This window comes from Brevundimonas sp. NPDC055311 (assembly GCF_053645695.1).
Map to the genome: position 1 here is coordinate 1,065,663 of NZ_JBSHMV010000002.1, position 24,099 is coordinate 1,089,761.

Below are 24,099 nucleotides of genomic sequence, written 5' to 3' on the forward strand. Positions count from 1 at the left end.
TCAGGCGGCATGACCTTCGCACGTCGTCATGGCTGATGCGCCGATCCTGATGAAGGACGGGCTGGCGCGCCCCACGGGGCGCGAGGCCCTCGGCTGGCTGATGCGCGGCGAGGTCGGCATGGCGGTCGGCGTCATCGCCGTCATCATGCTGCTGATCGTGCCGATCCCGAAGATGCTTCTGGATCTGCTGCTGGCGATCTCGCTGGTGTCCAGCGTGCTGATCCTGATGACGGCCGTGATGATGAAGCGGCCGTTGGACTTCGCCATCTTCCCCACGGTGCTGCTGGTCTCGACCCTGTACCGGCTGGGGCTGAATCTGGCCTCGACGCGGCTGATCCTCAGCAACGGTCAGGAAGGCCACGACAGCGCGGGCAAGATCATCCAGGCCTTCGGCGAACTGATGATGGGGGGCAACTTCATCATCGGCGTCATCATCTTCGCCATCCTGCTGGTGGTGAACTTCGTCGTCATCACCAAGGGCGCCACCCGTATCGCCGAGGTCTCGGCCCGCTTCACCCTGGACTCCATGCCGGGCAAGCAGATGGCCATCGACGCCGACCTCTCGGCGGGGCTGATCAACGAGGATCAGGCCAAGCTGCGCCGCAAGGAGCTGGAGCAGGAATCGACCTTCTTCGGCGCCATGGACGGCGCCTCGAAATTCGTGCGCGGCGACGCCGTGGCGGGTCTGATCATCACCTTCATCAACGTCATCGGTGGCCTGCTGATCGGCGTGCTGCAGCACGGCATGCCGGCCATGGACGCCGCCAACACCTATGTGCAGCTGACCGTCGGCGACGGTCTGGTGACGCAGATCCCGGCCATCATCGTCTCGGTCGCCGCCGGCTTCCTGGTGACCAAGGCCGGGGTCGAGGGTTCGGCCGACAAGGCTTTCGCCGCGCAGCTGGCGACCAATCCGGTGTCGCTGGGCGTGGTGTCCGGCACGGCGGGGCTGATCGGCCTGATCCCGGGAATGCCGCTGCTGCCCTTCGCGGCGCTGGCGCTGGCCACGGGCTTCATGGCGTGGAAGCTGGGCCGCGACCGGCTGAAACCGCCGCCCGCCGAGCCGGTCGATCTGAAGCCGAAGGAGGACGTGGAGGAGCCGATCTCCACCGCCCTGACCATCGATGAGGTGAAGATCGAGCTGGGTTACGCCCTGCTGGCCCTGATCAACGATCTGGAGGGGCGGCGCCTGACGGACCAGATCCGCGCCCTGCGCCGCTCGCTCGCCCAGGAATACGGCTTCGTCATGCCCAGCGTGCGCATCCTCGACAACATGCGCCTGCCCAATCAGGGCTACGCCATCCGCATCAAGGAGATGGACGCCGGCTCAGGCGAGGTGCGCCTGGCCTCCCTGATGGCTATGGACCCGGCGGGCCGCCAGGTCGAACTGCCGGGCGAGCACACGCGCGAGCCCGCCTTCGGCCTGCCTGCCACCTGGATCGACGAGTCGCTAAGGGAAGAGGCGACGTTCCGCGGCTACACCATCGTCGACCCGTCGACGGTGCTGACCACGCATTTGACGGAAATCCTCAAGGAGAACATGGCCGAGCTGCTGTCCTACGCCGAGGTGCAGAAGCTGCTGAAGGAGTTGAAGGGCGAGGAGCAGAAGCTGGTCGAGGAGTTGATCCCCTCGGTCGTCACCGTGACGACGCTTCAGCGCGTCCTGCAGGCCCTGCTGCGCGAGAAGGTGTCGATCCGCGACCTGCCCGCCATCCTCGAAGGCCTGGCCGAGGCCGCGCCGCACACCACCAGCGTCGCCACCCTGGTCGAACACGTCCGCAGCCGCCTGGCGCGCCAGCTGTGCTGGCAGCACAAGGCCGACGACGGCGCCCTGCCTATCGTCACCCTGTCGCCCGAGTGGGAGCAGGCCTTCGCCGAGAGCCTGGTCGGTCCGGGCGAGGACAAGCAGCTGGCCATGGCGCCCAGCCGCCTGCAGGACTTCATCCGCGCCGTGCGCGAGGTGTTCGAGCGCGCCGCCATGACGGGCGAGAACCCGGTCCTGCTGACCGGGCCGCAGGTGCGCCCCTACGTCCGCTCCATCATCGAACGCTTCCGCGGCCAGACGGTGGTGATGAGCCAGAACGAAATTCATCCCAAGGCCCGGCTCCGGACGGTCGGTTCGGTCTAGACCCTGCGGTAGGGGCTGGACACGGCTTCGGCGGCGAATAAGGTTCGGGATATGAAACGTTTCCGGCCGGCTCTGCGCACCTTCGGAATCTTCCTGCGCACCCCGACCCTCAGTCGCTCGATCATCGCCCTTCTGGCCCTGGCGCTGCTGCTGCTGCTGGCCGTCAATACGGCGACGCTGGTGATGATCCAGCGCACCTCCAACTACAACGACACCGTCGACCACAGCCAGCAGGTGCGCCTGGCGGCCAAGGACACGGTGATGCTGCTGACCGACGCCGAGACCGGGCAGCGCGGTTTCATGCTGACGGCGCGGGCCGAGTATCTGGGCGTGCACGACAACGCCGTCGCCAAGCTGCCGGCGGTGCTCGAACGCCTTGAGACCCTGGTCCAGAACGATCCCGAGTCCTCCGCACGCGTGGCCAAGGTCAAGCAGATGGCTCGCGAGCGTCTGGCGCTGATGGACGAAACCATCAACCAGACCCGGACGGGCCGCATCGGCGAGGCCGTCGCGCGCATTCGCGGCGGCCAGGGCAAGACGCTGATGGACGCCATGCGGGTCGAACTGGCGGCGATCGACGCCATCGAGGCGCGCCGCCTGGCCGAGCGCACCCACCAGTCGGAGTGGGCCCAGGCCGTGACCGTGGCGGTCAACGCCCTGGCCGGGGTGCTGATCCTGGTGCTGGCGGGGATCAGCGTCTGGCTGGTGCGGCGCTATGTGGCCGAGATCGAGGCCGCGCATTTCGAGCTCGATCGCGTCAACGCGGGTCTGGAGAACGAGGTCCGCGATCGCACCGCCGAACTGACCCGCGCCAACGAGGAAATCCAGCGCTTCGCCTATATCGTCAGCCACGACCTGCGCGCGCCCCTGGTCAACGTCATGGGCTACACCTCCGAACTCGAGCAGGTCTCAAGGATGGTGGATGAGCAACTGACGGCGGTCGACGCGGCGCACCCCGGTCTGACGGACCCCGACGTCCTGCGCGCGGTGCGCGAGGACGCGCCCGAGGCCGTGGGCTTCATCCGCACCTCGACGGCCAAGATGGACCGGCTGATCAACGCCATCCTGCGCCTGTCGCGTGAGGGACGGCGCGCCCTGGCGCCCGAACGGCTGGACATGACCGGCGTGGCCCAGACCATCGCCGACACCGTCCACCATCAGGTCGCCGAAACGGGCGGCGAAATCGTGGTCGGCCCCCTGCCGCCGCTGGAGAGCGATCGTCTGGCGGTCGAGCAGATCTTCGGCAACCTGATCGACAATGCGGTGAAGTATCAGCAGCCCGACCGTCCCATCCGTATCGAGGTCCAGGGGCAGGAGACGCCCGACGGCTGGGTGGAATACCGCATCATCGACAACGGCCGGGGCGTGTCGCCCAAGGATCACGAGCGCATCTTCGAGCTCTTTCGCCGCTCGGGCAAGCAGGACAAGCCGGGCGAAGGTCTGGGCCTGGCCTTCGTACGCAACATCGTGCGGCGTCTGGGCGGTTCGATCGAAATCGAATCAGAATTGGGCCAAGGGTCGACTTTTTACCTGAAATTTCCGAAACGTCTGGCTATGCTGGGTGACTACCAAGGAGATCGCCTGTGAGCCACTCGGTGAAGATCGTCATGGTCGAGGACGACCATGGGCACGCCAAGCTCATTGAAAAGAACATCCGGCGGGCGAACATCGCCAACGACATCGTTCATTTCGATCACGGCGAGGCGGCCCTGGACTATCTGTTCAGCGAAGAGGTCCGCCACAACGGGCCGGTCCTGATCCTGCTGGACCTGAATCTGCCGGACATGTCGGGCACGGATATCCTGGAAAAGGTGAAGTCCGACGACAATCTGCGACGCGCGCCTGTCGTCGTTCTGACCACCACGGACGACAAGGTCGAAATCCAGCGCTGCTACGATCTGGGCTGCAACGTCTACATCACCAAGCCTGTCGACTATGAGGCCTTTGCGGGCGCCATCCGCCAGCTGGGTCTGTTCCTGTCCGTCATGCAGGCGCCCGAGATCTGACGCCGTGACGGAACCGGGGGCTTCAATCCGTCTCTTGTACATCGACGACGACCGGGGGTTGTCGCGGCTGGTCCAGAAGGAGCTGGGCCGCCACGGCTATGAGGTCACCTGCGCGCCCGACGCCGACACCGGCTATGAGACGCTGAAGGCCGGCCAGTTCGACGTCTGCGCCCTGGATCACTATATGCCCGGCCGCGAAGGGCTGGACGTCCTGCCGGACATTCTGGCCCTGCCGACGCCGCCGCCGGTGGTCTATGTCACCGGGGCCCAGGACGGCCGCATCGCCGTGGCCGCCCTGCGCGCCGGGGCCGCCGACTACGTCATCAAGGACGTGTCCGAGGACTTCACCGCCCTTCTGCGTTCGGCTGTGGAGGACGCCCTGCTGCGCCGCCGCCTGGAGCGCGAGAACGAAGAGGCGCATGAGGAAGTCCGCCAGGCGCGCGACCGCGCCGAGGCCCTGCTGCGCGAGGTCAACCACCGGGTCGGCAACTCCCTCCAACTGGTGTCCAGCTTCATCTCCCTGCAGCTGCGCCAGCTTGTCGACGAGGGGGCGCGCGACGCCCTGCGCGAGGCCCAGGTCCGCATCGAGGCCGTGGCCCATGTCCATCGCCGCCTCTACACCTCGGCCGATGTCGAGCGGGTGCAGATGGACGAATATCTCGCCGGCCTGGTCGAGGAATTGGGCAAGTCCATCGGCCCCGACGACGATGGACCGCGACTGGCCCTGCGCGCCGAGGCGCTGCAGGTGACGACCGACCAGGCCGTCTCCCTGGGCGTCATTGTCACCGAACTGGTCACCAACGCCGTGAAATACGCCTATGAGCCCGGCGCGGCGGGCGAGATTCGGGTGATCCTTGAGCGGATGGAGGACGGACGCCGCGCCCTGCTGACGGTCGAGGACGACGGGCCGGGGCTGGGCGACGGCCAGCCCAAGGGCACGGGTCTGGGCTCCAAGATCATCTCGGCCATGGCCGGCGGCCTGCGCTCGGCGATCGAGGTCGATCCCTCCCACCACGGCGTGCGCGCTCGCCTGGCGTTTGACCTCTAGGCGACGCTTTGGGGGTTTCGTCCGGCGTCGCGGCGGGTTTAGTCTCGGCGAGATGAAGCTTCAGTTCGGCACAGCCCGCCCCGGTCTCGACTACATCCACCGCCCCGCTGTCTTCGGCATCGCCGAGCGTGACGGCCGCCTGGCCTGCGTGCGCGTGGATCGCGGCGACGGACACGCCTATTTCGACCTGCCCGGCGGCGCCCTGGACGGCGAGGAGACGGAGCAGCAGGCGCTGGTGCGCGAGTTCGCCGAGGAGACGGGCCTGATCATCCAGCCGGTCGACCGCCTGACCGAGGCGGCGCAGTATTTCCTCAGGTCGGACGGCACGCCGGTCAACAACGTCGGCGGCGTCTGGATCGTCAGCGTGACCGGCGCCGATCCCTCGACCAAGCAGGAAGCCGACCATGAACTGGTCTGGCTGGAGCCGATGCGAGCCCTGTTCAGCCTGCGCCATGAGGCCCACAGCTGGGCCGTCGCCCGCTGGCTGCGCGATCGTCACGCCGCCGCCTCGGAACCCGGCTGAGCAGAAAGGGTTGTTTTCCCTGAGGGCCGCCACTCCCGGCGGCTCGCCCTATAGGGAGCTCCCCATGCCCGACCACGATCGCATCGAAGGCGCCGCCAAGAACATCGGCGGCAAGCTCAAGGAAGCCGCCGGCAAGCTCACCGGCGACGAAAAGCTGAAGGCCGAAGGCCGCGCCGATCAGGTGGCGGGCAAGGTCCAGAACGCCGTCGGCGGCGTCAAGGACGCGCTGAAGGGCGACAAGGGCTGATCGAGATCCGGTCTCGGCCGTCGCCAGGATTCGGCGGCGGCCGGACGTCTTTAGGGGCGACGGATGAAGCGCTCGCCCTCGAAGGTCAGGGCGTCGGGTCCGTTGAAGACGATCACCCGGCCTTGGAAAGGAACCAGCTCCACCCGCAGGCTCTCCGCCTCTGTGAAGGCCTCTGCCGACGCCTGCATCACCCCCATTTTGATATCCAGTCCGCTGGGCGTCTCGATCATCTCCATCGTCCCATAGGCGGGGTTTTCATAAATCCCGACATAGGCGCTGTTGGGCTGCGACAGCCGCCAGGGTCTTGCTGCACGCTCAGCTCTGGCGCGGATGAGGGCGGCGCGCCTCTGGTCGCGCCGCTGGACGAGTGCGGTCAGCTCCGCCTCATAGGCGGTTTCCAGATCAGCACGTCCAGCCAACCGATCATAAACGTAGTTGGCGGTGATATCGGCCAACTCGCCCGCAACCAGGTCTTCATTGATCATGACCGCCACTCCGATCCGGCGTTCGGGCATGAAGGAGACATGCGCTCGCGAACCGGCGAAATTGCCGAAGTGGTGGATCAGCACGTCCCGGCCGTACCGTCCCGTTTGCCAGCCTAGGCCATAGCCGTCGCGGCGATAGGCGCCGAACCGCCGATCCTGAGCCACGCGCGACGTGTGGGTTGAGACGATCAGTCCCTCGGGAAAGACGCGTCGCCCGTCGATGACGCCGTCGTTGAGCTGCACCTCCAGCCAGCGCGCCATGTCATGGGCGGTCGAGATCAGGCCTCCTGCCGATTGCATGGTGGCGTCGACCTTCTGCAAGGGGCTGACCATAGGCGTAGGACCGTCGCCGAAATGTCCCTCCGCCACGACGCCCCATTGCTGAGCCTGTGATATCCGCGCGGTGGTGCGGCTCATCCCGGCGGGCGCCAACACCTCCTCCTTGACCATGTCGCGCCAGTCCCGGCCGGTCTGCGCTTCCAGCAGGATCGTCGCTAGATTGTAGCCGAGGTTGGTGTAGCGAAACACGCCGTGCGGAGTCTCGGCGTTGACTTGGGTTCGGGCCAGCAGCCCCTGCATGACCTGTGGCGAATGTTCGCCGGAATAGGCCGCACGAAAGGTGATCGGCTCGTTGTCCAGTCCCGCGCGGTGGCTCAGCAGATCGGTCAGGCTGGTCGCCTGCGCCATCTCCGGCGACAGGCCCGACCGGGGCGCCCATGCTCCGACGGGTTCGTCCAGATCAGTCTCGCCCCGCGTCGCCATCGCCGCGAAGCTCAGAGCCGTGAAGGCCTTTGTCGCCGAAGCGATGTAGAAGCCGGTATCCGCATCCACTTTCGCCCCTGTGCGCACGTCGGCGACGCCGTATCCGGCCGTGATCAGGATTTCATCGCCGTCGACCACGGTCAGGGCCAAGCCGGGAACCGCCTCGACGTGGGTCATCGCTCGCCGTACGAAGGCGTCGATGTCGGCGGCGGCCTCCGTGTGGACATCCGGCATTTCGGCGTGAGCGGCGGCCGCCCACGCTGTCATGGAGATGAAGGCGGCGACCCACAGGCCGCCGCTTATGGTCTGGCTGGACATCTTCGGTTCCTCCCTCTCCGTTCAGAGGCCGGAAGAAGACCTTTTGGATGCAGGGCCGTTACCGCGCCAGGGTCCGCATCGCCCGTTCCAGTCCCTCCAGCGTCAGGGGGAACATGCGATGCTCCATCACCTCGCCGATCAGGCTGACCGAGGGGGTGTAGCTCCAGTGGCGTTCGGGGACGGGGTTCAGCCAGACCGACTTGTCCCACTGTTCGCGGGCGCGTTTCAGCCAGACGGCGCCGGCCTCCTCGTTCCAGTGCTCGACCGAGCCGCCGGGCATGGTCACCTCATAGGGCGACATGGTCGCGTCGCCGACGAAGATGGCGCGCCAGTCCCCGGGGTATTTGTGGATCAGATCCCAGGTCGGGATGCGTTCGCTGTGGCGGCGCCGGTTGTCCTTCCACACCCCTTCGTAGAGGCAGTTGTGGAAGTAGAAGAACTCCAAGTTCTTGAACTCGGTCCGCGCGGCCGAGAACAGCTCTTCACACAGCTGGATATGGCCGTCCATCGAGCCGCCGACGTCGAGGAGCAGCAACACCTTGATCGTATTGCGCCGCTCGGGCCGCATGTGGATGTCCAGCCAGCCCTGACGCGCCGTGCCGTCGATGGTGCCGTCGATGTCCAGTTCCTCGGCCGCGCCTTCGCGGGCGAAGCGACGCAGGCGTCGTAAGGCGACCTTGATGTTGCGCGTGCCCAGTTCGACCGTGTCGTCGAGGTTCCTGTATTCGCGCTTTTCCCAGACCTTGACCGCGCGGCCGTGACGGCCGGGGCCGCCGATGCGCACGCCCTCGGGGTTGTAGCCGCCGTGGCCGAAGGGGCTCGTTCCGCCCGTGCCGATCCAGCGGGCGCCGCCCTGATGGCGCTCCTTCTGTTCTTCCAGACGCTGCTTCAGCGTCTCCATCAGCTTGTCGAAACCGCCCAGCGCCTCAACTTGCGCCTTCTCTTCGTCGGTCAGGTATTTTTCGGTCAGCAGCCGCAGCCAGTCCTCGGGGATGTCGGCGGTGATCTCCTCGCCGGGGCTGACGCCCTCCAGCCCCTTGAACACCTTGCCGAAGACCTGATCGAAGCGGTCGTAGTGCTTCTCGTCCTTGACCAGAACGGCGCGCGACAGGTGATAAAAGCCTTCGACGTCGCGGCCCCCCACGCCCTTGTCCATGGCCTCCATCAGGTGGAGCCATTCCTTGAGCGACACAGGCACCTTGGCCTCGCGCAGGGCGGTGAAGAAGGGCAGGAGCATGGGCTCAGACTGGCCCCGGCCTAGCCGCGCCGCAAGATGAACTCGTCGTCCATCCAGGCGCCGACCGGGTACTGATACTCGCCCGCCTTCTCGAAGCCGTAGGCGGCGTAGAGCTTCTGGGCCTTTTCATTGCCGCTCCAGACGCCGATCCACAGGGGGCCGTCGGTGTGGGCTTCCATCCACTCCAGCGCGATCTTCAGCAGCTTCGTGCCCAGGCCGAGGCCCTGCGCCGGCTTGCCGACATAGAGGCGGCGCAGTTCGGCGTGGCTGGCCCGGCCGTCGGGGTGGGGCAGGGTGTTCGGCCCGGCGTTGGCGAAAGCCAGCAGTTCGCCCTCGCGCTCGGCCACCCACCAGGCGGCGCCGGGCTCGGCCAGTTTGGCGGTGAGTGTCTCGGTGTTGAAGCTGGCGTCCAGGAAGGCGGTCAGGTCGGCGGCCGGATAGGGAATGCCGAAGCCGGTGACGAAGGTGTCGATGAAGGTCTGGCGCCCCAGCACGGCCAGGGCGGCGGCGTCTTCGGGGCGGGCGGGGCGGATCACGGGAGCGCTCATCGGCCGACCCATAGCGCCGCGAGCGGGCCGGGAGAAGGCGCGCCTCGACGCCAGGCTCCCCGTTCAATACGGCCTCGTCATCTTTGCGTGGTTGCAGGGCCGCGCGACGAGAGCTACCACCCTTGTCCAATGTGCGTCGTTCGCGGCGTGCGCCAATGCTGGAATCGGGGAGGTATAGGGACGCCAAGGCCTTGGTTTCACAGGCTGATCCCGTGCTATGACTTCTCCTGCGCTCATGACTCATTCCGAATCCGCAGTTCAGACGCCGGTCGCGGCCGTTCAGGCCGTCGAGGCGGGCGTCCGTTTCGGCGCGATCACCCTGGCCCGTCACGGCGAGCCGGCCCTGTCGCGCAAATGCATGATTACTTCGGACCAGTATCGCGACTGGTGGGGGCGCTATGAAATCGGCGGGCTTCGCGCGGGACAGACGCCGCCGCAGACCCTGCTGACCGCCGCCGAAGGGGCGGGGGCCATCTACGCCTCCACCCGGCCGCGCGCCCAGGAAACCGCCAAGGCCGTGGCGCCGGGCCGCGACGTGCTGGTCGACGCCCTGTTCATCGAGGCCCCCCTGCCGCCGCCGCGCTTTCCGTCCTGGATCAAGCTGTCGCCGCGCTATTGGGGCGTGATCTCGCGGGTCTGGTGGCACGCCTTCAACCACCACGAGGGCCAGGAAACCCGCGCAGAGGCCGAGGTCCGCGCCGATCAGGCTGCGCGCGTCCTGATCGCTCGCGCCTCGGAAGGCCACGATGTCCTGGTGCTGGCGCACGGCTATTTCAACCACATGGTCGGCCAGCGGCTGAAGGCGCACGGCTGGCGTCTGGCGCACAATCAGGGCTTCAAATACTGGTCCCAGCGCCGTTTCGTGAAGCGCTGACGTCGCGGCCTCAGGAAGGCCGTTGAAGCGGCGCGCGCGCCTCTCTAGGTTGCGCCCATCATGACCGACGCATCCGCCTCCCCCGCCGTGCCCGCCGATCTCAGCTTCGAGGACGCCCTGTCGCGTCTGGAGGGCATCGTTTCGCGCCTGGAATCGGGTCAGGCGCCGCTCGAGGAATCCATCGCCCTGTATGAAGAGGGCGCACGGCTGAAGGCCCATTGCGAGGCGCGGCTGAAGGCCGCCCAACTGCGGGTCGAGAAGATCGTCGTCGGCGCCGACGGCCAGGCCAAGGGCGTCGAACCGGCCGAGTTCGGCTGATGTCCGCCCCCGACATCGCGACCATCGCGCCGCAGATCGGCTTCGACGACTTCATGAAGGTCGACGTGCGCGTGGGCCGGATCATCAAGGCCGAGCCTTTTCCGGAGGCGCGCAAGCCCGCCTACAAGCTGACCATCGATTTCGGCGAGGCGATCGGCGTCAGGAAGTCCTCGGCCCAGATCACCCATCACTACACTCTGGACCAGCTGGACGGCCGCAAGGTCGCCGCCGTGGTCAATTTTCCGCCGCGCCAGATCGGGCCGGTGATGTCCGAGGTGCTGACGCTCGGCTTCCCTGACGCCGAGGGGAATGTCGTTCTGGTCGGCGTCGACCGCGACCTGCCGCTGGGCGGGAGGCTGTTTTGACCATGCTCGCCGCCAATTCGCCCGAGCAGGCCGTCATCGACCGGGTGGCCGAGATCGCCGATGTGGTCACCGTCGCCCTGGACCGTTTGCTGCCGCGCGCCGACGGGCCCGAGGCCCGGCTGACCGAGGCCATGCGCTATGCCGCGCTCGGACCGGGGAAGCGGCTGCGTCCCTTCTTCGCCATCGAAGCGGGGCGGATGCTGGAGGTCGAGGAGTGCGCCGTGCTGCGCGCCGCCTGCGCCCTGGAATGCGTCCACGCCTATTCGCTGGTGCATGACGACCTGCCGGCGATGGACGACGATGATGTGCGGCGCGGCCGTCCGACTCTGCACATCGCCTATGACGAGGCGACCGCCATCCTGGCCGGCGACGCCCTGCAGACGGCGGCCTTCGACATCATTCTGGACGAGGAGACGCACGACGACCCGGCCGTGCGGTGCGAACTGGCGCGGCGCCTGTCCTTCGCCTCCGGTGCGCGGGGCATGGCCGGCGGCCAGATGATCGACCTGATGGGGGTCCGCGACGATCTGGGCGGGGTGGCCCGGATGCAGCGTCTGAAGACCGGCGCCCTGTTCGCCTACGCCTTCGAGATCCCGCTGATCGTCGCCGACGCCAATGAGGCGGCGTGGCACGCCCTGACCAGCTTCGCCCACGACATCGGTCTGGCCTATCAGATCGTCGACGATGTCCTCGACGCCGAAGGTTCGGCCGAAGAGATGGGCAAGGCGGCGGGCGGCAAGGACGCGGCCCTGGGCAAGACCAATTTCGTCACCCTGCTGGGGGTCGATGCGGCGCGGCAGAGGGTCGCGCATCTGGCAGATCAGGCCCGCTCGCACCTTGACCTGTTCGGTCATGAGGCCGAAATCCTCAAGGCCAGCGTGGACTTTGTGCTTAAACGCCGGTCCTGATAGGAAACGCGCCCGCCCTCAGCGGGTTACTGTTTGACGCTCCGTCGTCTGAAGGCCCCCGATCCCCATGCCCAACACCCCGCTTCTCGACACCGTCAAGTTTCCCGCCGACACGCGGGGCTTCGACATTCCCCAGCTGAAACAGCTGGCGGACGAGGTGCGGGCCGAGACCATCGACGCCGTGTCCGTCACCGGCGGCCACCTGGGCGCCGGTCTGGGCGTGGTCGAGCTGACGGTCGCCCTGCACCACGTCTTCGAGACGCCGGACGACATCCTGATCTGGGACGTCGGCCACCAGTGCTACCCGCACAAGATCCTGACTGGACGGCGCGATCGGATGCGCACCCTGCGTCAGGGCGGCGGCCTGTCGGGCTTCACCAAGCGCTCCGAGAGCGAATACGACCCGTTCGGCGCAGCCCACGCCTCGACCTCCATCTCGGCGGCGCTGGGCTTCGCCGCCGCGCGCGACGCCAAGGGCGGAAACAACCGCGTCGTGGCCGTCATCGGCGACGGCTCCATGTCGGCGGGCATGGCCTATGAGGCGATGAACAACGCCGCCGAGGCCACCAGCGGCCAGCTGATGGTCATCCTGAACGACAACGACATGTCGATCGCTCCGCCGGTCGGCGGCATGAGCGCCTATCTGGCCAAGCAGGTCTCGGGCGGCGCCTATCAGAACATCCGCAAGGTCGGGAAGAAGTTCGTCGACCACATGCCGCGCCCCTTCCGCGACGCGGCGCGCAAGGCCGAGGAATACGCCCGCGGCATGATCGTGGGCGGCACCCTGTTCGAGGAGCTGGGCTTCTACTACGTCGGGCCGATCGACGGTCACGACATGGAAAACCTGGTCCCCATTCTGAAGAATGCGGCGGCCATCACCGACCGCCCGGTCCTGGTCCACGTCGTTACCCAGAAGGGCAAGGGTTACGCCCCGGCCGAGAGCAGCGCCGACAAGCTGCACGCCGTGGTCAAGTTCGACGTGGTGTCGGGCAAGCAGGCCAAGTCCGTCTCCAACGCCCCCAGCTACACCAAGGTCTTCGGCACGGAACTGATCAAGCACGCGACGGTCGATCCGACCGTCATGGCCATCACCGCCGCCATGCCGTCCGGCACGGGGCTGGACCTGTTCGGTCAGGCCTTCCCGGACCGCACCTTCGACGTCGGCATCGCCGAGCAGCACGCCGTGACCTTCGCCGCCGGCCTGGCCGCCGATGGGATGAAGCCGGTCTGCGCCCTCTATTCGACCTTCCTGCAGCGCGGCTACGATCAGGTCGTGCACGACGTGGCGATCCAGTCCCTGCCGGTGCGCTTCGCCATGGACCGGGCCGGTCTGGTCGGGGCCGACGGCGCGACCCACGCCGGGTCGTTCGACATCGGCTATATGGGCGCCCTGCCGGGCATGGTGCTGATGGCGGCCTCGGACGAGGCCGAACTGGCGGCGATGATTTCGACCTCGCTGGCCATCGACGACCGCCCCAGCGCCTTCCGCTATCCGCGCGGCGAGGGCGTCGGCGTCGACATCCCTGAACTGGCCGCCCCGCTGGAGATCGGCAAGGGCCGCATCGTCCGCGAAGGGACCTCGGTCGCCATCCTGTCGCTGGGCACCCGCCTGCAGGAATCGCTGAAGGCCGCCGACATGCTGGCCGCGCGCGGCGTCTCGGCCACCGTCGCCGACGCTCGCTTCGCCAAGCCGCTGGACGCCGATCTGATCCTGCGTCTGGCGCGCGAGCATGAGGCTCTGATTACAGTTGAAGAGGGCGCCATGGGCGGCTTCGGCGCTTTCGTGCTGCAACTGCTGGCCGAGAAGGGGGCGCTGGACGCGGGCCTGAAGATCCGCACCCTTCACCTGCCCGACATCTTCCAGGATCAGGACAAGCCCGAGGCCATGTACGCCCAGGCCGGCCTGAACGCCGAACACATCGCCGCCGCCGCCGTGACCGCCTTGGGCGTCGACGCCAGCCGGGCTGTGCGAGCGTAGACCGATCTTCCTTCTCCCCTTGTGGGAGAAGGTGGCCCGTCAGGGCCGGATGAGGGATTTCTCCGAAATCCGATGAGGAGTTGCGAGGCGAGTGTCGCGCAACCCCTCATCCGTCAGGCTTCGCCTGCCACCATCTCCCGCAAGGGGAGAAGGACAAGGAGCGCAATACCCCGATCATGCCCGCCACCAGCGGATGATGCACGGTGTCGCCGGATCACAATCGACCATCCCCCCTCGGCCCCTGTGCTAGACTGCATCCGGGCCGAGAGGGGATTTCAGACGATTCAGACGAATTGGACTCTATTTTTTCCTTCTCTCACCAGAGGCGGAAAGGGGTCACAGCACTCCGATCATGCTGGCCACCAGCGGATGGCGCACGATGTCGCGTTCGGCCAGTCGGACGACGGCGATTTCGGGCACGGCCTCAAGTCTGTCGGCGATGTCCCACAGGCCCGACACGCCGGGCAGCAGGTCCGACTGGTGCGGGTCGCCGGTGACCACCATGGTCGAGTGCCAGCCCAGACGGGTCAGCAGCATCTTCAGTTGGACGTAGGTGCAGTTCTGCGCCTCATCCACGACGATGAAGGCGTTGTTCAGCGTGCGGCCGCGCATATAGCCGATGGGGGCGATCTCGATCAGGCCCTCGGCCATCAGCGCCTTGACCCGCTTCATCGACAGACGGTCCGACAGGGCGTCGTAGAGCGGCCGCAGATAGGGGGCCAGCTTGTCCTCCATGTCGCCGGGCAGGAAGCCGATCGATTCCCCGGCCTCGACGGCGGGGCGGCTCAGGACGATGCGGCCGACCTTGCCCGCCTCCAGCGCCTCGACCGCCTTGGCTACGGCCAGATAGGTCTTGCCCGTGCCCGCCGGGCCCAGCGCCAGCACCAGATTGGCGTGGTCGACGGCCTCCATCAGTTCGGCCTGGCCGTCGGACTTGGGCTTCAGCGTCTTGAGATAGCCCTGGTCCCGCTCGTCGTTCGAGGGCAGGGGCGACCAGCCGCCGACGCGGGCGGGCAATCGCCGCACCTTGGCGTCCTGAATGAATTCGGGCGAATCCAGCACGCCTTCGCGCAGCTGACGCTTGATGGCCGATCGTTTGCTCATGGACGCCTCCAGGGCATGAAAAAAGGCGAGCCCGGCTGGGTCTCGCCTTGGTCGTCGGTGGGGGAGGTGGGGGCCGAAGTCGCGCAGCCGTCCCGAACGGTCGCAGGGTCTTCGCCGCAGCAGGTGCGTCGCCGTCCCCGGACGGGTCGTGAACACGCCAAGCGCATTCTCCAGCGTCTGACCGGACCGGGCTTGATCCGGCTTCGGATCCGGGGGCGAATGGGGCCGTCCGAATCGCATCAACAGACTGATGCTAACGTGGTTTCTGAAGGGTTAAAGCCTTCATTTCGATAAGGATAGGCGGTGTACGGATGAGTGTTTACAGTCTGGAAGACAGCAAGCCCCAGCTTCCGCCCGAGGGCGAATACTGGATCGCGCCCAGCGCGACTGTTCTAGGGAATGTGATTCTGCATCCGGGCGCCAGCGTCTGGTTCAACGCCGTGGTGCGGGGCGACAACGATCCCATCATCATCGGCGCCGACAGCAATATCCAGGACGGCGGCATCCTGCACACCGACATCGGTTCTCCGCTCACTATCGGCGCGGGGGTGACGGTGGGGCACAAGGTCATGCTGCACGGCTGCGAGATCGGCGACAACAGCCTGATCGGCATCGGCTCGGTCGTTCTGAACGGAGCGCGCATCGGGAAGAACTGCCTGATCGGCGCCAACGCCCTGATCACTGAAGGCAAGGTCATTCCCGACAACAGCCTGGTCATGGGCCAACCCGGCAAGGTGGTGCGGGAATTGGAGGAAGGTCAGATCGAAGGCCTCCGGATGTCGGCGCAGCACTATGTCCAGAACTGGCGGCGCTATGTGACGGGCCTGAAGCCGATCGGCTGAGTCGTCGCACCACAATGGCACGGCTCACAATGGGACAGCCCCGGGGATGGGCGAGCCGGAACGGCGCAAACTCGCGTCGGAGGGGATGAAACCGCCCAATGTCGGACGCCTGAAACGGCCCGGCGCTTGCATCGGTCCTGCCGACGATCAATGCAGGAGTCCGATCCCATGCGGATAGGGATTACGAAAATGCTGGCGGGCGCCGTGGCCTTCATGGGGCTGATGGCGCTCGCGGACACGGCTGCGGCGCAGTGCGGGCCTTCGAGCTGCCTGCCGCCTCCGCCGCCGAACCCCCCGATCTTGCCGCCTTCGCCGCCGATCACCCCGCCGGTGACCCCGCCGGGCGGCGGCGGATGCGGTCCCAGCGGCTGCCTGCCGCCGCGTCCGCCGGTGACGCCGCCCTGTGGCGGCGGGGGCTGCCTGCCGCCTCCGCCTCCGACGTGCTGCGGCTCGGGCGGCGGCAATGTGAATGTCAACGTCAACGTCAATACGAACGCCAGCGCCAACGCCTCGGCGCGCGCCTGGGCGGGGTCGCGCGCGGCTTCGACTGTCATCGTCGCCGGCGGGGGCGGGGCCTATTTCAACGTGGATCAGCCCTATCCCACCACGATCCAGGGGCTGAACGTCCAGGGCGGGATGCAGGCGGTGCAGGTGCCCTTCACCGCATCGCGTCGCATCGAGAAGCAGGTCGTGCTGCAGGCCGTGTGCATCGACGACCGCAATGTGCCGCACCCGGCGTCCCAGGTCATTCCGGGCCGGGACGTCAGCAATAGCTATGACGGCGAATTGTACCGCTGCCTGGCGGGCACCAAGCTGCAGTGGACGGTCAGCGAGGCGGAAGGCGCGCCGGGCGAGACCCTGCTGTGCAACAAGCGTGAGGCGCTGTGGCACGGTGCGGGCGGTCGTCTGGAATGCCGTCCCGAGAAGGCGGCGCGCGACTGCAACGAGCGTTCGCTGCTGCGCCGTTACGGGGCCGGCGTGAAGGTCCTGACCATGATCCGCGAAGAGACCTACACCGAGTATCGCGAGGAAATGGTCGAGGGCGCCGCCTCCACCGGAATGATCATGATGGACGGCGGGGTCGGCGGCCGGGTTTTCTGAACCGGCTGTTCAGCCTGGCGACAGACGCCGGCGTCTAGGGTCAGGCATCGACTCTCCGTCGATAGGCCTAAACGACTGGGCCCCGTTCCTTGCGGAACGGGGCCCTTTCTTCGTTATTGCGCGGCGTTGACCGAGACGACCTCGGCCTTCCACGCCGTATCGGGCTTGAGATACTGGCGCGCGGCCGCCTGGATGTCGGCGGCGGTGAAGGATTCCAGATCGCTGATGTGCGTCTGGATCTGCTCCAGGGAGGCGGGCTTGGCGGCCAGATCCTCCAGTTGGCCGAGCCAGTATTCATTCCCGGCCTGGCTGCGGCGCAGGGACTCGATCACCGGCAGACGGGCGCGGTTCAGCTCGTCCTCGCTGACCGGCGTGTCGCGCAGGTCGGTGATGATGGCGTCGACGGCCGTGAAGAAGGCGCCGAACTTCTCGGGCGCCGTATCGGCCGTGATCGAGATGGAGCCGTACCCCTTGAACACGTCGGACGCCGAGGCGCGGACGCTGGGCGAATAGGCCAGGGCCTGCTTCTCGCGGATTTCGTCCAGGACGCGCAGCTTCAGCACCTCGGCCAGGATGGCGGCCTTGCGGGACTCGGTGCGGTCGGCGACGGCGTCGGTGGTCGGCCAGGCGATATAGGCCAGGCCCTGCTCCGCCGGACCGGCGTGGGTCAGCCGGATCGGCTCGGCCGTCGGCGCGGGGAAGCGACGCTGGTCCGAGCCGGCCATCGGCTGGGCCGCCGGCGCACGCGCGGGCAGGGCGGCGAAGGTCGAGGCGACCGAGGCGACCGCGTCCTCCACCTTGACGTCGCCGACCATGACGATGTCGATCGGGCCGGAGGCCAGGCCCTGAACCACGCCCTGCTTCAGTTCATCCAGGGTGAAGGCGGCGATCTCCTCCGGCGAGGGCATGGATTCGCGCTTGTCGCCGCTGGCCAGCAGGCCGCTGGCCTGAAGGCTGAAGGCGCCGCTGGGCGTGGCCATCTGCTGGGCCATGAACTGCGGCAGGACGGCCTTGATCTGCTCGAACGGCGCAGGGCGCAGGCCCGGGTCGGTCAGATAGGCGGCCAGCACCTGCATCTGCAGCTGCAGGTCGGCCGGGCGGGTGGCGCCCGACAACTGATAGGCGTCGCCGTCGATGGCGAAACCGGCGCCGTAGATCTTGCCGGTCAAGACGCGGTTCAGCTCGTCCGCCGTCAGCTTGCCCAGACCGCCTGCGGTGAAGACCATCGGCGCCAGGGACTGCGACGTGAAGCGGTCGGTCGGCAGGCCCATCTCGCCGATGCCTGTGCGGACCGAAATGAGAATTTGCTGATCCTTGAAGGCCGTGGGCTTGATGGTCAGGCGCACGCCGTTGGGGAAGGTCACGATGGTGGCGCCGACGGCGGCGACTTCGGTGGTCGAGGCGGGCGTGGCGGCTGCGCCGAAGTCGGCGTAGGGCCATTCCAGCGCCGCCTGTTCGGCCGGAGCGGTCACCGGCGTGGCGCGGCTGGCCTCCAGCAGGGCGGTGACGCCGGCCTCGCCGCCCTCGATCGGCTCGGGCGTGATGACCAGGGCCAGGGGGCCTTGGCCTTCAAAGGCGCGCTTGACCTCGGCGCTGACCTGTTCCGCCTTGAGATCCTTCACTGCGGCTTCGAACAGGGCGAGGTTGGCGGCGGGCGAGGAGAAGACGCGGTCGTCATTGACGGCGCCCAGCAGGGCGTTGGCCAGGGCCGGAGTGCTGCGCGTCGCGGCCGCCTGGACGGCGTTTTCCAGCGCCGTACGGGTGTTGGCGATCTCGCGATCCAGTTCGACCTGCGAGACGCCGAACTGAACCAGGCGGCGCTGCTCCTGTTCGATGGTTTCCAGCGCGCGCTGGATGCCGCCAGGATTGAAGGCGGCCGAGACGCTGCCGAGGTCCAGGGTCTTGAACAGGGTCGCCTGGCCGCCGCCGGCGCCGATGAAGGGCGGGTTGTCGGCGCGGGCCAGTTCGCCCAGGCGGCGGTTCAGCACGGCCATGCCCAGGTTCTGCAGCAGGGCGTCGTGACGTTCCGAAGCCGTGTCGGGGTCAAGGTCCGGGTTGCGGATCCAGTTCAGCTGGACCGAGGACTGCACGCCCGGCTCGACCAGGATGCGGGTCTCGGGCTGGCGCGGGGCCACCTGTCCCAGATCGGGCTCGGGACCGTCGGCGGCCTTGGGCGTCCAGTCCGAGAAGGCGGCCTTGATCTTGGCTTCCATCTGATCGACGTCGAAGTCGCCGACCGCGACCATGGTGGCGCGTTCGGGGCGGTAATAGGCTTCGTAGAACTCGACGAAGCGCTCGCGCGGGGCGCTGCGGATGATGCTGAGATCGCCGATGGGCAGGCGGTTCGACAGCCGCTGGCCCGGCGCCAGCAGGGCGATCTGCGCCTTCAGGGAGCGCAGGGCGGGGGTGTTGCGCAGCCGCTCTTCACCCTCGATCACGCCGCGCTCGGCGTCGATGTCCTCGGCCTTCATCAGGGCCTCGGAAACCTGTTCGCGCATGATGCGCAGCGAGGTGTCGACCGTCTCGTCGTTGGTGCGCGGCAACTCCAGCGTATAGGCGGTTTGGTCGAAGCTGGTGAAGGCGTTGGTGTCGGCCCCGAAGGCCAGACCCAGACGCTCCAGAATCCGCAGCAACTCGTTCTCGGGCACGTTCGTCGTGCCGTTGAAGGCCATGTGTTCCATGAAGTGAGCCAGACCCAGCTGGTCTTCATTCTCCATCAGGGAGCCGGCCGCGATCCGCAGGCGCAGCGACGCCTGGCCCGGCGGGGTGGCGTTCCTCATGATGGCGTAGCGCATCCCGTTGGGCAGGACGCCGAACCGCACGGCCGGGTCGGCGGGAATGTCGCTGGCCGCCTGGGCCCAGGGTTTGGAGGGCTGCGCGTCCTGCGCCGCGACGGCCGAGGGCGGCGTCAGGGCGATAGCGGGAAGCGCCGCGCCGCCCATCAGGGCGAGGCTGGACGCGGCAAGCAGAAGCAGGCGACGAGGGGATCGCATTCGGTAGTCTCCGCGACGTGCGAGCGGGCGGCCCCCGGGACTGATTGCGGCCCTGCACGTGATGACAGGCGCGAAGCTTCTTCAGCTTCGCGCCTGTTTACGGTGACAAACGAACTTGACTTCCTCAAGTTACCGAAAGTTAATCCGCGACCTTGGTTCAGGGGCGGGTGACGTAGAAGCTCGCCGTATTGCCGACGGCGTTGGCGCCGGCGACGACGTTGCGGCCCCAGCCGTTGATGGTGGTGGTCGCCGTGGCTCGCACATCGCCCATGTTGGTCTGGCTGTTGCGCGCGTTCAGATCGCCGCCGCAGGTCGAGCAGGCGAAGCCGGTGACGGCGTTGCCCGCCGCATTGGCCCCGACATAGGCGTCATAACCGTTCTGACCCGTGAAGCCGGCGCTGGCGGTGACGCCGCCGGTGTTCAGCTGGGTGTTGTTGATGTTGACGTAGATGTCGTTGTTGCCGGCATGGACCTCGTTGCCCACGGCCTCGGCCGTCGAATAGGCGGCGCCGAAGTCATAGGAGCTGAGCTCGGTTCGCGACAGCACCTCGGCCGAGTTCTGCTGATCCACGTCCACGACCAGCGAACCGCCCTGGTTATGGAAGGCGGCCTGGTTGGAGGCGGCGCGGCTGCGTCCGGCGATGTCCCAGGCGTTGCCCGCCCACACGCCGGTCCAGGCGGTGACGCCGGCGCCCGAGGCGTTCTGGCTGACCGCCAGTTCCTGGTGCGAGTTCGGCGTCGAGGTCGCCTGCACCGCATTGGCCGAAGCCTGGCTGCTGAAGACGGCGGGGGCGGGGGCGTAGGTGAAGCGGGCTTCGTTCTCGGCGTAGATCTCGCCGGTCGAATTCTGGTTCGTGCGGCCGGTGACGGCGCCGCGCTGCTCGCCGGTGCCGCCGGCGCCCAGGGCGACGGTGTTGCCGATGGCGTCGGCCGAGACGTGGCCGCCGTAGTTCAGTCGCGCGCCGGTCTCCACGATCTGGCTGCGCGCCGTGACGTCGCCGTTCAGATTCTGGCCGGCGTCGACGTCGATGCCGGTGTTGACGGCGGTTCCGGCCAGATAGTTGCCGCGCGCCTGGGTCACGCTGTTCACATAGCCCGTGTCGCCGCGCAGCGTCAGGGAAGTGTCCGCCACGGCGGCGCCCTGCATGTCCTGGGTCGAGCGGATGTCGGCGGCGCGGCCCTCGGCGCCGCCGGACAGGGCGTTGCCCATGGCGGCGTTCGACACGGCGACGTTGTCGCTGACGTTGACGACGTTCAGGCGCTGACCGCTGATGACGTCGCCCAGGTTGAGCTGTTCATTCAGGACCAGACCGCGATCCTGGGCTTGAGCTTGAGCGAAGGGGGCCTCAGCGGCCGCCGCGACGCACAGCGCTGTCGCGGCGATCGTGCCAGCGAGACGGGTCGGCGCGAGTTTGGCCATTGTTCGTGTCCGTGTTTGCGTAAGCGGGATAGTAGCCGCCGGTCGGGCCCACAGGGCTGTCGGCCAGCGGGTCGTTGGCGGGGTTGAGGCAGATTTCCGGGCCGGGGGCGCCGTAGAGGTTGGCCATGAACTCGACCGTGGCGCGTTCGACCAGGGCGCGAACCGCCAGCTGGACCGGCTCCAGGCCGCTGGACCCGGCCGAGATGTCGAAGACGTTGCCGTTCAGGAAGTCGAACACGCCCGCCGACACTTCGCGGCCGACGATCTGCTTCTGATAGGAGACGACGTCCACGACCTCCAGGGTGGTAGTCTGCACCAGGCGCAGGTCGATCGCGACGTTCATCACGAACACCTTGCCGGTGATCAGGCCCGAGCCGCCGTTCTGCTCCACCTCGCCGCCGGCGATGTCGAAGCCGCCCGAGCGGATGTTGTAGTTCACCTCGGTGATGCCGCCGACCACATAGAAGTCGGAGCCCGGCACCTGGCCGGCCAGGATGCGGCGGAAGGCGGCGTCCTGGGGCGCGCCGTTCGGCACGTCGTCGCCGATCAGCTTGTTGTTGGCGTAGCGCAGCTCAAGCTCGGACACCGAGGTGTCATAGCGCTCGACGATGCGGGCGCCGGCCTTGGCCAGGGCGGTGTTGGCCATCAGGGACGCGCCCTGAGTGATCTGGCGGCCGCCGTCCGAAGAGATGGAGCCGGTGTAGTCGCTGATCCGGCCCACAGCCATGCGCGGCGAAGGCAGGTTATAGCGGCGCGCATAGTCGGCCAGGCAGTACAGCGCGGTCGAATAGGGCGTCGGGTTCGACGTCACCGGCGCGTTGCCGATCGGCTTGGCGTACTGGCCCGACGGACCGGCGGTGGTGCTGACGCAACCGCCCAGCAGGGCGGCGGCGGCGGCGACGCAGCCCAGGGCTCGGACGGGCGAACGGCGGATGGCGGAGATCTTCATGGACGCGGCCCGTTCAGGGTGGTGCCGGCGTTGATGTCGCCGGTGTTGGTCTGGGTGGAGTTGACGACGACCGTGTTGCGGTTGCCCTGGACGACCACATTCAGGTTGTTGCCGATGGCGGTGGAGCCGCCGATGTTCGTGCCGGAGCCGACGCCGCCGCTGAAATGGCTGGACGAGGAGCTGCTGTCGCTGCGTGAATAGGCGCTGCCGTTCTGTTGGATGATGCCGTCGACGACCAGGCGGTTGCCGTTGGCGTCGCGGGTGGTGCCGCGGCTGGCCTGCGCCGTGGTGTAGCGCGAGGCGCCGTAGCCGGCCTGGAACTGGCCTGCGCCGGCCGAGCCGGTCGACTGTGCGACAGCCGAACCGGCGGGCAGGGCCGCCAGCACGGCGGCGGCCGCTACGGTCATGAGTGTCAGGCTATGAGACGACATAAGGCGCTCCCGAAATCTTCTGAAACGGCTCACGCAATGACCGTGCCATACGATTTCAGTGTCGTATTGGCGCAAAACGGCGTCTTGAGATCGGATGCGACTGGCCCCATCAAGGGCGAATGTCCCAATCTGACGCCCGTTCGCCGCGGCCGCCGCGTGAAAAGATCTTCAACGCGCCCTTCCTGCCCCTGCTGATCGCAGCCTCCATGCCGGTGCTCTTCTATCTGCAGGAGCGGCTTCCCGATCAGGGACTCTCCATGGCCTTCGTCCCTGCGGACCTGTGGCGCGGACAGTGGGCGGGCCTGTTCACCTCCATGCTGCTGCACGGCGGCTGGGCCCATGTGACCATGAATGCGGTGGGCGCCCTGGCCTTCGGCGCGCCGGTCGGCCGGCTGATGGAGCGCGGGCCGGGGCCGCTGGTCTTCATTCTCTTCTATATAGCGGCGGGCGCCGTGGCGGCGCTGGGCTATGGGCTGGTGCATCCGAACAGCATGGCGCCGCTGGTCGGGGCTTCGGGCGCGGTCTTCGGTCTGATCGGCGCCGCGACCCGGCTGATGGGCGGGCATGGACGCGTTCTGCCACTGTTCCATCCCATGGTGTTGCGGGCTTCGGCCGCCTGGATGGCGGTGAATCTCATTGTGGGCCTGGTCGGTCTGGCGCCCGGCGCGGACGGCGCCCGCATAGCCTGGGAGGCGCACGCGGTCGGCTTCCTGTTCGGCATCGTCGCCATCGGCCCCATCGGCGGGTGGTTCGCCGCACGCCGTGATTTGCCTATCGGCGGAGTCTGAGCGAACCTGTCTTCCATCTTGCGGCCGGTCCGCGACACGCGGACGACGGCCTGCCCATAAGGAGGAAGTCGCCATGCTGGTCGCCGAGATTCTCAAGGGCAAGGGAGACGCGGTCTTCACCCTGGCGCCCGACGCCTCGCTGAATGACGCCTGCGCCGAACTGGAGCGCCGCCAGGTCGGGGCGCTGATCGTCTGTGAAGGCGACGGCGTGGCGGGCGTCTTGTCCGAGCGCGACATCGTGCGGGCCATATCCCGCGACGGTCCCGAGGCGCTGAAGCGGCCCGTCTCTCGTTACATGACCAGCGAAGTGGTCTTCGCCGATCCGGCCGAAACGGTCGAGGCGCTGATGGCGCGAATGACGGACCGGCGAGTCCGGCATCTGCCCGTACTGCTGGACAGGCGGCTGGCCGGCGTCGTCTCGATCGGCGACGTGGTCAAATGCCAGATCGCCCAGGCCACGCAGGAAGCCGAAAGCCTGCGCACCTATATTGCGGCGGGGTAGGGCGGCCCCGTCCTGTGCATAAGCGCCCGATCTGTGGATAGATCGGGAAAGCCGCCTTTGCCTATTGCCACCGGGAAAAGCGGGACGTATATCGCCGCCTCGCTCGGAGACGGGCTGGCCCGACGGGCCTCGGAGACTGGATTTTCGGGGTTTTGTCTGGGGCGAGGGTTTGCAAAAGCGCCTTGCTTCGGATGGTTGGATCGGTTAGGTTCCGCGCTTCAATC

The 24,099-nt window shown here is 67.5% G+C and carries 23 protein-coding genes; 15 read left to right on the plus strand and 8 right to left on the minus strand.

Annotated features, from left to right (window positions below; all coding sequences use genetic code 11):
• The first annotated feature begins 28 nt into the window (after positions 1-28).
• From flhA to ACWIDZ_RS10970, 6 genes are all read left to right on the plus strand, one after another.
• Positions 29-2,128 carry a flagellar biosynthesis protein FlhA gene (flhA, locus tag ACWIDZ_RS10945; RefSeq protein WP_291778332.1) on the plus strand — a complete coding sequence of 700 codons (2,100 nt, stop codon included), beginning with the start codon at positions 29-31 and terminating at the stop codon, positions 2,126-2,128.
• Positions 2,129-2,179: 51 nt separating this feature from the next.
• A complete protein-coding gene (locus tag ACWIDZ_RS10950; RefSeq protein ID WP_346485674.1) occupies positions 2,180-3,715 on the plus strand; it encodes a sensor histidine kinase in 1,536 nt (511 codons plus the stop codon).
• Positions 3,716-3,735: 20 nt separating this feature from the next.
• A complete protein-coding gene (locus tag ACWIDZ_RS10955) occupies positions 3,736-4,134 on the plus strand; it encodes a response regulator (RefSeq protein ID WP_291778440.1) in 399 nt (132 codons plus the stop codon).
• 34 nt (positions 4,135-4,168) lie between these two features.
• Entirely contained in the window at positions 4,169-5,182 is a 1,014-nt protein-coding gene (locus ACWIDZ_RS10960; RefSeq protein WP_338576261.1) for a histidine kinase dimerization/phosphoacceptor domain -containing protein, read from the plus strand.
• 52 nt (positions 5,183-5,234) lie between these two features.
• The gene (locus ACWIDZ_RS10965; protein WP_291778341.1) at positions 5,235-5,705 is read left to right on the plus strand and encodes an NUDIX domain-containing protein; all 471 of its coding nucleotides are present in this window, start codon (positions 5,235-5,237) and stop codon (positions 5,703-5,705) included.
• A 64-nt stretch (positions 5,706-5,769) separates the two neighbouring features.
• A complete protein-coding gene (locus ACWIDZ_RS10970; RefSeq protein WP_087141890.1) occupies positions 5,770-5,952 on the plus strand; it encodes a CsbD family protein in 183 nt (60 codons plus the stop codon).
• Positions 5,953-6,002: 50 nt separating this feature from the next.
• On the opposite strand, the gene ACWIDZ_RS10975 is transcribed toward ACWIDZ_RS10970, so the two are convergent.
• The 3 genes from ACWIDZ_RS10975 to ACWIDZ_RS10985 are packed head-to-tail and all read right to left on the minus strand — an operon-like array spanning position 6,003 to position 9,302.
• Positions 6,003-7,517, minus strand: coding sequence for a serine hydrolase domain-containing protein (locus tag ACWIDZ_RS10975; RefSeq protein ID WP_453989632.1), 1,515 nt, complete (start codon positions 7,515-7,517; stop codon positions 6,003-6,005).
• Between the two features lie 58 nt (positions 7,518-7,575).
• Entirely contained in the window at positions 7,576-8,754 is a 1,179-nt protein-coding gene (locus ACWIDZ_RS10980; protein ID WP_453989633.1) for a vWA domain-containing protein, read from the minus strand.
• Between the two features lie 20 nt (positions 8,755-8,774).
• Entirely contained in the window at positions 8,775-9,302 is a 528-nt protein-coding gene (locus tag ACWIDZ_RS10985; RefSeq protein ID WP_453989634.1) for an N-acetyltransferase family protein, read from the minus strand.
• A 235-nt stretch (positions 9,303-9,537) separates the two neighbouring features.
• Here ACWIDZ_RS10985 and ACWIDZ_RS10990 point away from each other — a divergent pair, with 235 nt between their 5' ends.
• The 5 genes from ACWIDZ_RS10990 to dxs all read left to right on the plus strand — a co-directional run bounded on the left by ACWIDZ_RS10990 (position 9,538) and on the right by dxs (position 13,745).
• A complete protein-coding gene (locus ACWIDZ_RS10990) occupies positions 9,538-10,176 on the plus strand; it encodes a histidine phosphatase family protein (RefSeq protein ID WP_291778351.1) in 639 nt (212 codons plus the stop codon).
• 60 nt (positions 10,177-10,236) lie between these two features.
• Positions 10,237-10,494: an exodeoxyribonuclease VII small subunit gene (locus ACWIDZ_RS10995; RefSeq protein ID WP_040344421.1), complete on the plus strand. Its 258-nt coding sequence runs from the start codon at positions 10,237-10,239 to the stop codon at positions 10,492-10,494.
• A complete protein-coding gene (locus ACWIDZ_RS11000) occupies positions 10,494-10,859 on the plus strand; it encodes a tRNA-binding protein (RefSeq protein ID WP_453989635.1) in 366 nt (121 codons plus the stop codon). Before ACWIDZ_RS10995 ends, ACWIDZ_RS11000 begins: the two co-directional genes overlap by 1 nt.
• A 2-nt stretch (positions 10,860-10,861) precedes the next feature.
• Complete coding sequence (locus ACWIDZ_RS11005) at positions 10,862-11,767, plus strand: polyprenyl synthetase family protein (protein WP_338578630.1); 906 nt, start codon at positions 10,862-10,864, stop codon at positions 11,765-11,767.
• Positions 11,768-11,834: 67 nt separating this feature from the next.
• The gene (dxs, locus tag ACWIDZ_RS11010; RefSeq protein WP_453989636.1) at positions 11,835-13,745 is read left to right on the plus strand and encodes a 1-deoxy-D-xylulose-5-phosphate synthase; all 1,911 of its coding nucleotides are present in this window, start codon (positions 11,835-11,837) and stop codon (positions 13,743-13,745) included.
• 336 nt (positions 13,746-14,081) lie between these two features.
• Here dxs and ACWIDZ_RS11015 read toward each other — a convergent pair whose 3' ends face one another.
• Positions 14,082-14,861, minus strand: coding sequence for a PhoH family protein (locus tag ACWIDZ_RS11015; protein ID WP_453989648.1), 780 nt, complete (start codon positions 14,859-14,861; stop codon positions 14,082-14,084).
• 299 nt (positions 14,862-15,160) lie between these two features.
• On the opposite strand from ACWIDZ_RS11015, the gene ACWIDZ_RS11020 reads away from it, so the two are divergent.
• Positions 15,161-15,691 carry a gamma carbonic anhydrase family protein gene (locus ACWIDZ_RS11020; protein ID WP_453989637.1) on the plus strand — a complete coding sequence of 177 codons (531 nt, stop codon included), beginning with the start codon at positions 15,161-15,163 and terminating at the stop codon, positions 15,689-15,691.
• 168 nt (positions 15,692-15,859) lie between these two features.
• Positions 15,860-16,792: a hypothetical protein gene (locus tag ACWIDZ_RS11025; RefSeq protein WP_453989638.1), complete on the plus strand. Its 933-nt coding sequence runs from the start codon at positions 15,860-15,862 to the stop codon at positions 16,790-16,792.
• Positions 16,793-16,905: 113 nt separating this feature from the next.
• Here ACWIDZ_RS11025 and ACWIDZ_RS11030 read toward each other — a convergent pair whose 3' ends face one another.
• The 4 genes from ACWIDZ_RS11030 to hfaA form a co-directional block, all read right to left on the minus strand.
• Positions 16,906-19,785 (minus strand): M16 family metallopeptidase, encoded by a 2,880-nt coding sequence (locus ACWIDZ_RS11030; protein ID WP_453989639.1) that lies wholly within the window; start codon positions 19,783-19,785, stop codon positions 16,906-16,908.
• A gap of 157 nt (positions 19,786-19,942) precedes the next feature.
• Positions 19,943-21,205, minus strand: coding sequence for a holdfast anchor protein HfaD (gene hfaD, locus ACWIDZ_RS11035; protein ID WP_453989640.1), 1,263 nt, complete (start codon positions 21,203-21,205; stop codon positions 19,943-19,945).
• Positions 21,132-22,154 carry a holdfast anchoring protein HfaB gene (gene hfaB, locus ACWIDZ_RS11040; RefSeq protein ID WP_291778378.1) on the minus strand — a complete coding sequence of 341 codons (1,023 nt, stop codon included), beginning with the start codon at positions 22,152-22,154 and terminating at the stop codon, positions 21,132-21,134. The genes hfaD and hfaB overlap by 74 nt, the downstream gene beginning before the upstream one ends.
• On the minus strand, positions 22,151-22,561 hold the full coding sequence (hfaA, locus tag ACWIDZ_RS11045) for a holdfast anchoring protein HfaA (RefSeq protein WP_291778381.1): 411 nt from the start codon (positions 22,559-22,561) through the stop codon (positions 22,151-22,153). Before hfaA ends, hfaB begins: the two co-directional genes overlap by 4 nt.
• Positions 22,562-22,704: 143 nt before the next feature.
• Between hfaA and ACWIDZ_RS11050 the strand changes: the two genes are divergently transcribed.
• Positions 22,705-23,373 carry a rhomboid family intramembrane serine protease gene (locus ACWIDZ_RS11050; protein ID WP_453989641.1) on the plus strand — a complete coding sequence of 223 codons (669 nt, stop codon included), beginning with the start codon at positions 22,705-22,707 and terminating at the stop codon, positions 23,371-23,373.
• 73 nt (positions 23,374-23,446) lie between these two features.
• Positions 23,447-23,875 (plus strand): CBS domain-containing protein, encoded by a 429-nt coding sequence (locus tag ACWIDZ_RS11055; protein ID WP_453989642.1) that lies wholly within the window; start codon positions 23,447-23,449, stop codon positions 23,873-23,875.
• Positions 23,876-24,099 lie beyond the last annotated feature (224 nt).

Bases quoted from the DNA above. Each gene is read 5' to 3' on its own strand.
- flhA (WP_291778332.1), top strand. From the start codon at position 29: ATGGCTGATGCGCCGATCCTGATGAAGGACGGGCTGGCGCGCCCCACG.
- ACWIDZ_RS10950 (WP_346485674.1), top strand. From the start codon at position 2,180: ATGAAACGTTTCCGGCCGGCTCTGCGCACCTTCGGAATCTTCCTGCGC.
- ACWIDZ_RS10955 (WP_291778440.1), top strand. From the start codon at position 3,736: ATGGTCGAGGACGACCATGGGCACGCCAAGCTCATTGAAAAGAACATC.
- ACWIDZ_RS10965 (WP_291778341.1), top strand. From the start codon at position 5,235: ATGAAGCTTCAGTTCGGCACAGCCCGCCCCGGTCTCGACTACATCCAC.
- ACWIDZ_RS10970 (WP_087141890.1), top strand. From the start codon at position 5,770: ATGCCCGACCACGATCGCATCGAAGGCGCCGCCAAGAACATCGGCGGC.
- ACWIDZ_RS10975 (WP_453989632.1), bottom strand. From the start codon at position 7,517: ATGTCCAGCCAGACCATAAGCGGCGGCCTGTGGGTCGCCGCCTTCATC.
- ACWIDZ_RS10980 (WP_453989633.1), bottom strand. From the start codon at position 8,754: ATGCTCCTGCCCTTCTTCACCGCCCTGCGCGAGGCCAAGGTGCCTGTG.
- ACWIDZ_RS10985 (WP_453989634.1), bottom strand. From the start codon at position 9,302: ATGAGCGCTCCCGTGATCCGCCCCGCCCGCCCCGAAGACGCCGCCGCC.
- ACWIDZ_RS10990 (WP_291778351.1), top strand. From the start codon at position 9,538: ATGACTCATTCCGAATCCGCAGTTCAGACGCCGGTCGCGGCCGTTCAG.
- ACWIDZ_RS10995 (WP_040344421.1), top strand. From the start codon at position 10,237: ATGACCGACGCATCCGCCTCCCCCGCCGTGCCCGCCGATCTCAGCTTC.
- ACWIDZ_RS11000 (WP_453989635.1), top strand. From the start codon at position 10,494: ATGTCCGCCCCCGACATCGCGACCATCGCGCCGCAGATCGGCTTCGAC.
- ACWIDZ_RS11005 (WP_338578630.1), top strand. From the start codon at position 10,862: ATGCTCGCCGCCAATTCGCCCGAGCAGGCCGTCATCGACCGGGTGGCC.
- dxs (WP_453989636.1), top strand. From the start codon at position 11,835: ATGCCCAACACCCCGCTTCTCGACACCGTCAAGTTTCCCGCCGACACG.
- ACWIDZ_RS11020 (WP_453989637.1), top strand. From the start codon at position 15,161: ATGAGTGTTTACAGTCTGGAAGACAGCAAGCCCCAGCTTCCGCCCGAG.
- ACWIDZ_RS11025 (WP_453989638.1), top strand. From the start codon at position 15,860: ATGCGGATAGGGATTACGAAAATGCTGGCGGGCGCCGTGGCCTTCATG.
- ACWIDZ_RS11030 (WP_453989639.1), bottom strand. From the start codon at position 19,785: ATGCGATCCCCTCGTCGCCTGCTTCTGCTTGCCGCGTCCAGCCTCGCC.
- hfaD (WP_453989640.1), bottom strand. From the start codon at position 21,205: ATGGCCAAACTCGCGCCGACCCGTCTCGCTGGCACGATCGCCGCGACA.
- hfaB (WP_291778378.1), bottom strand. From the start codon at position 22,154: ATGAAGATCTCCGCCATCCGCCGTTCGCCCGTCCGAGCCCTGGGCTGC.
- hfaA (WP_291778381.1), bottom strand. From the start codon at position 22,561: ATGACCGTAGCGGCCGCCGCCGTGCTGGCGGCCCTGCCCGCCGGTTCG.
- ACWIDZ_RS11050 (WP_453989641.1), top strand. From the start codon at position 22,705: ATGTCCCAATCTGACGCCCGTTCGCCGCGGCCGCCGCGTGAAAAGATC.
- ACWIDZ_RS11055 (WP_453989642.1), top strand. From the start codon at position 23,447: ATGCTGGTCGCCGAGATTCTCAAGGGCAAGGGAGACGCGGTCTTCACC.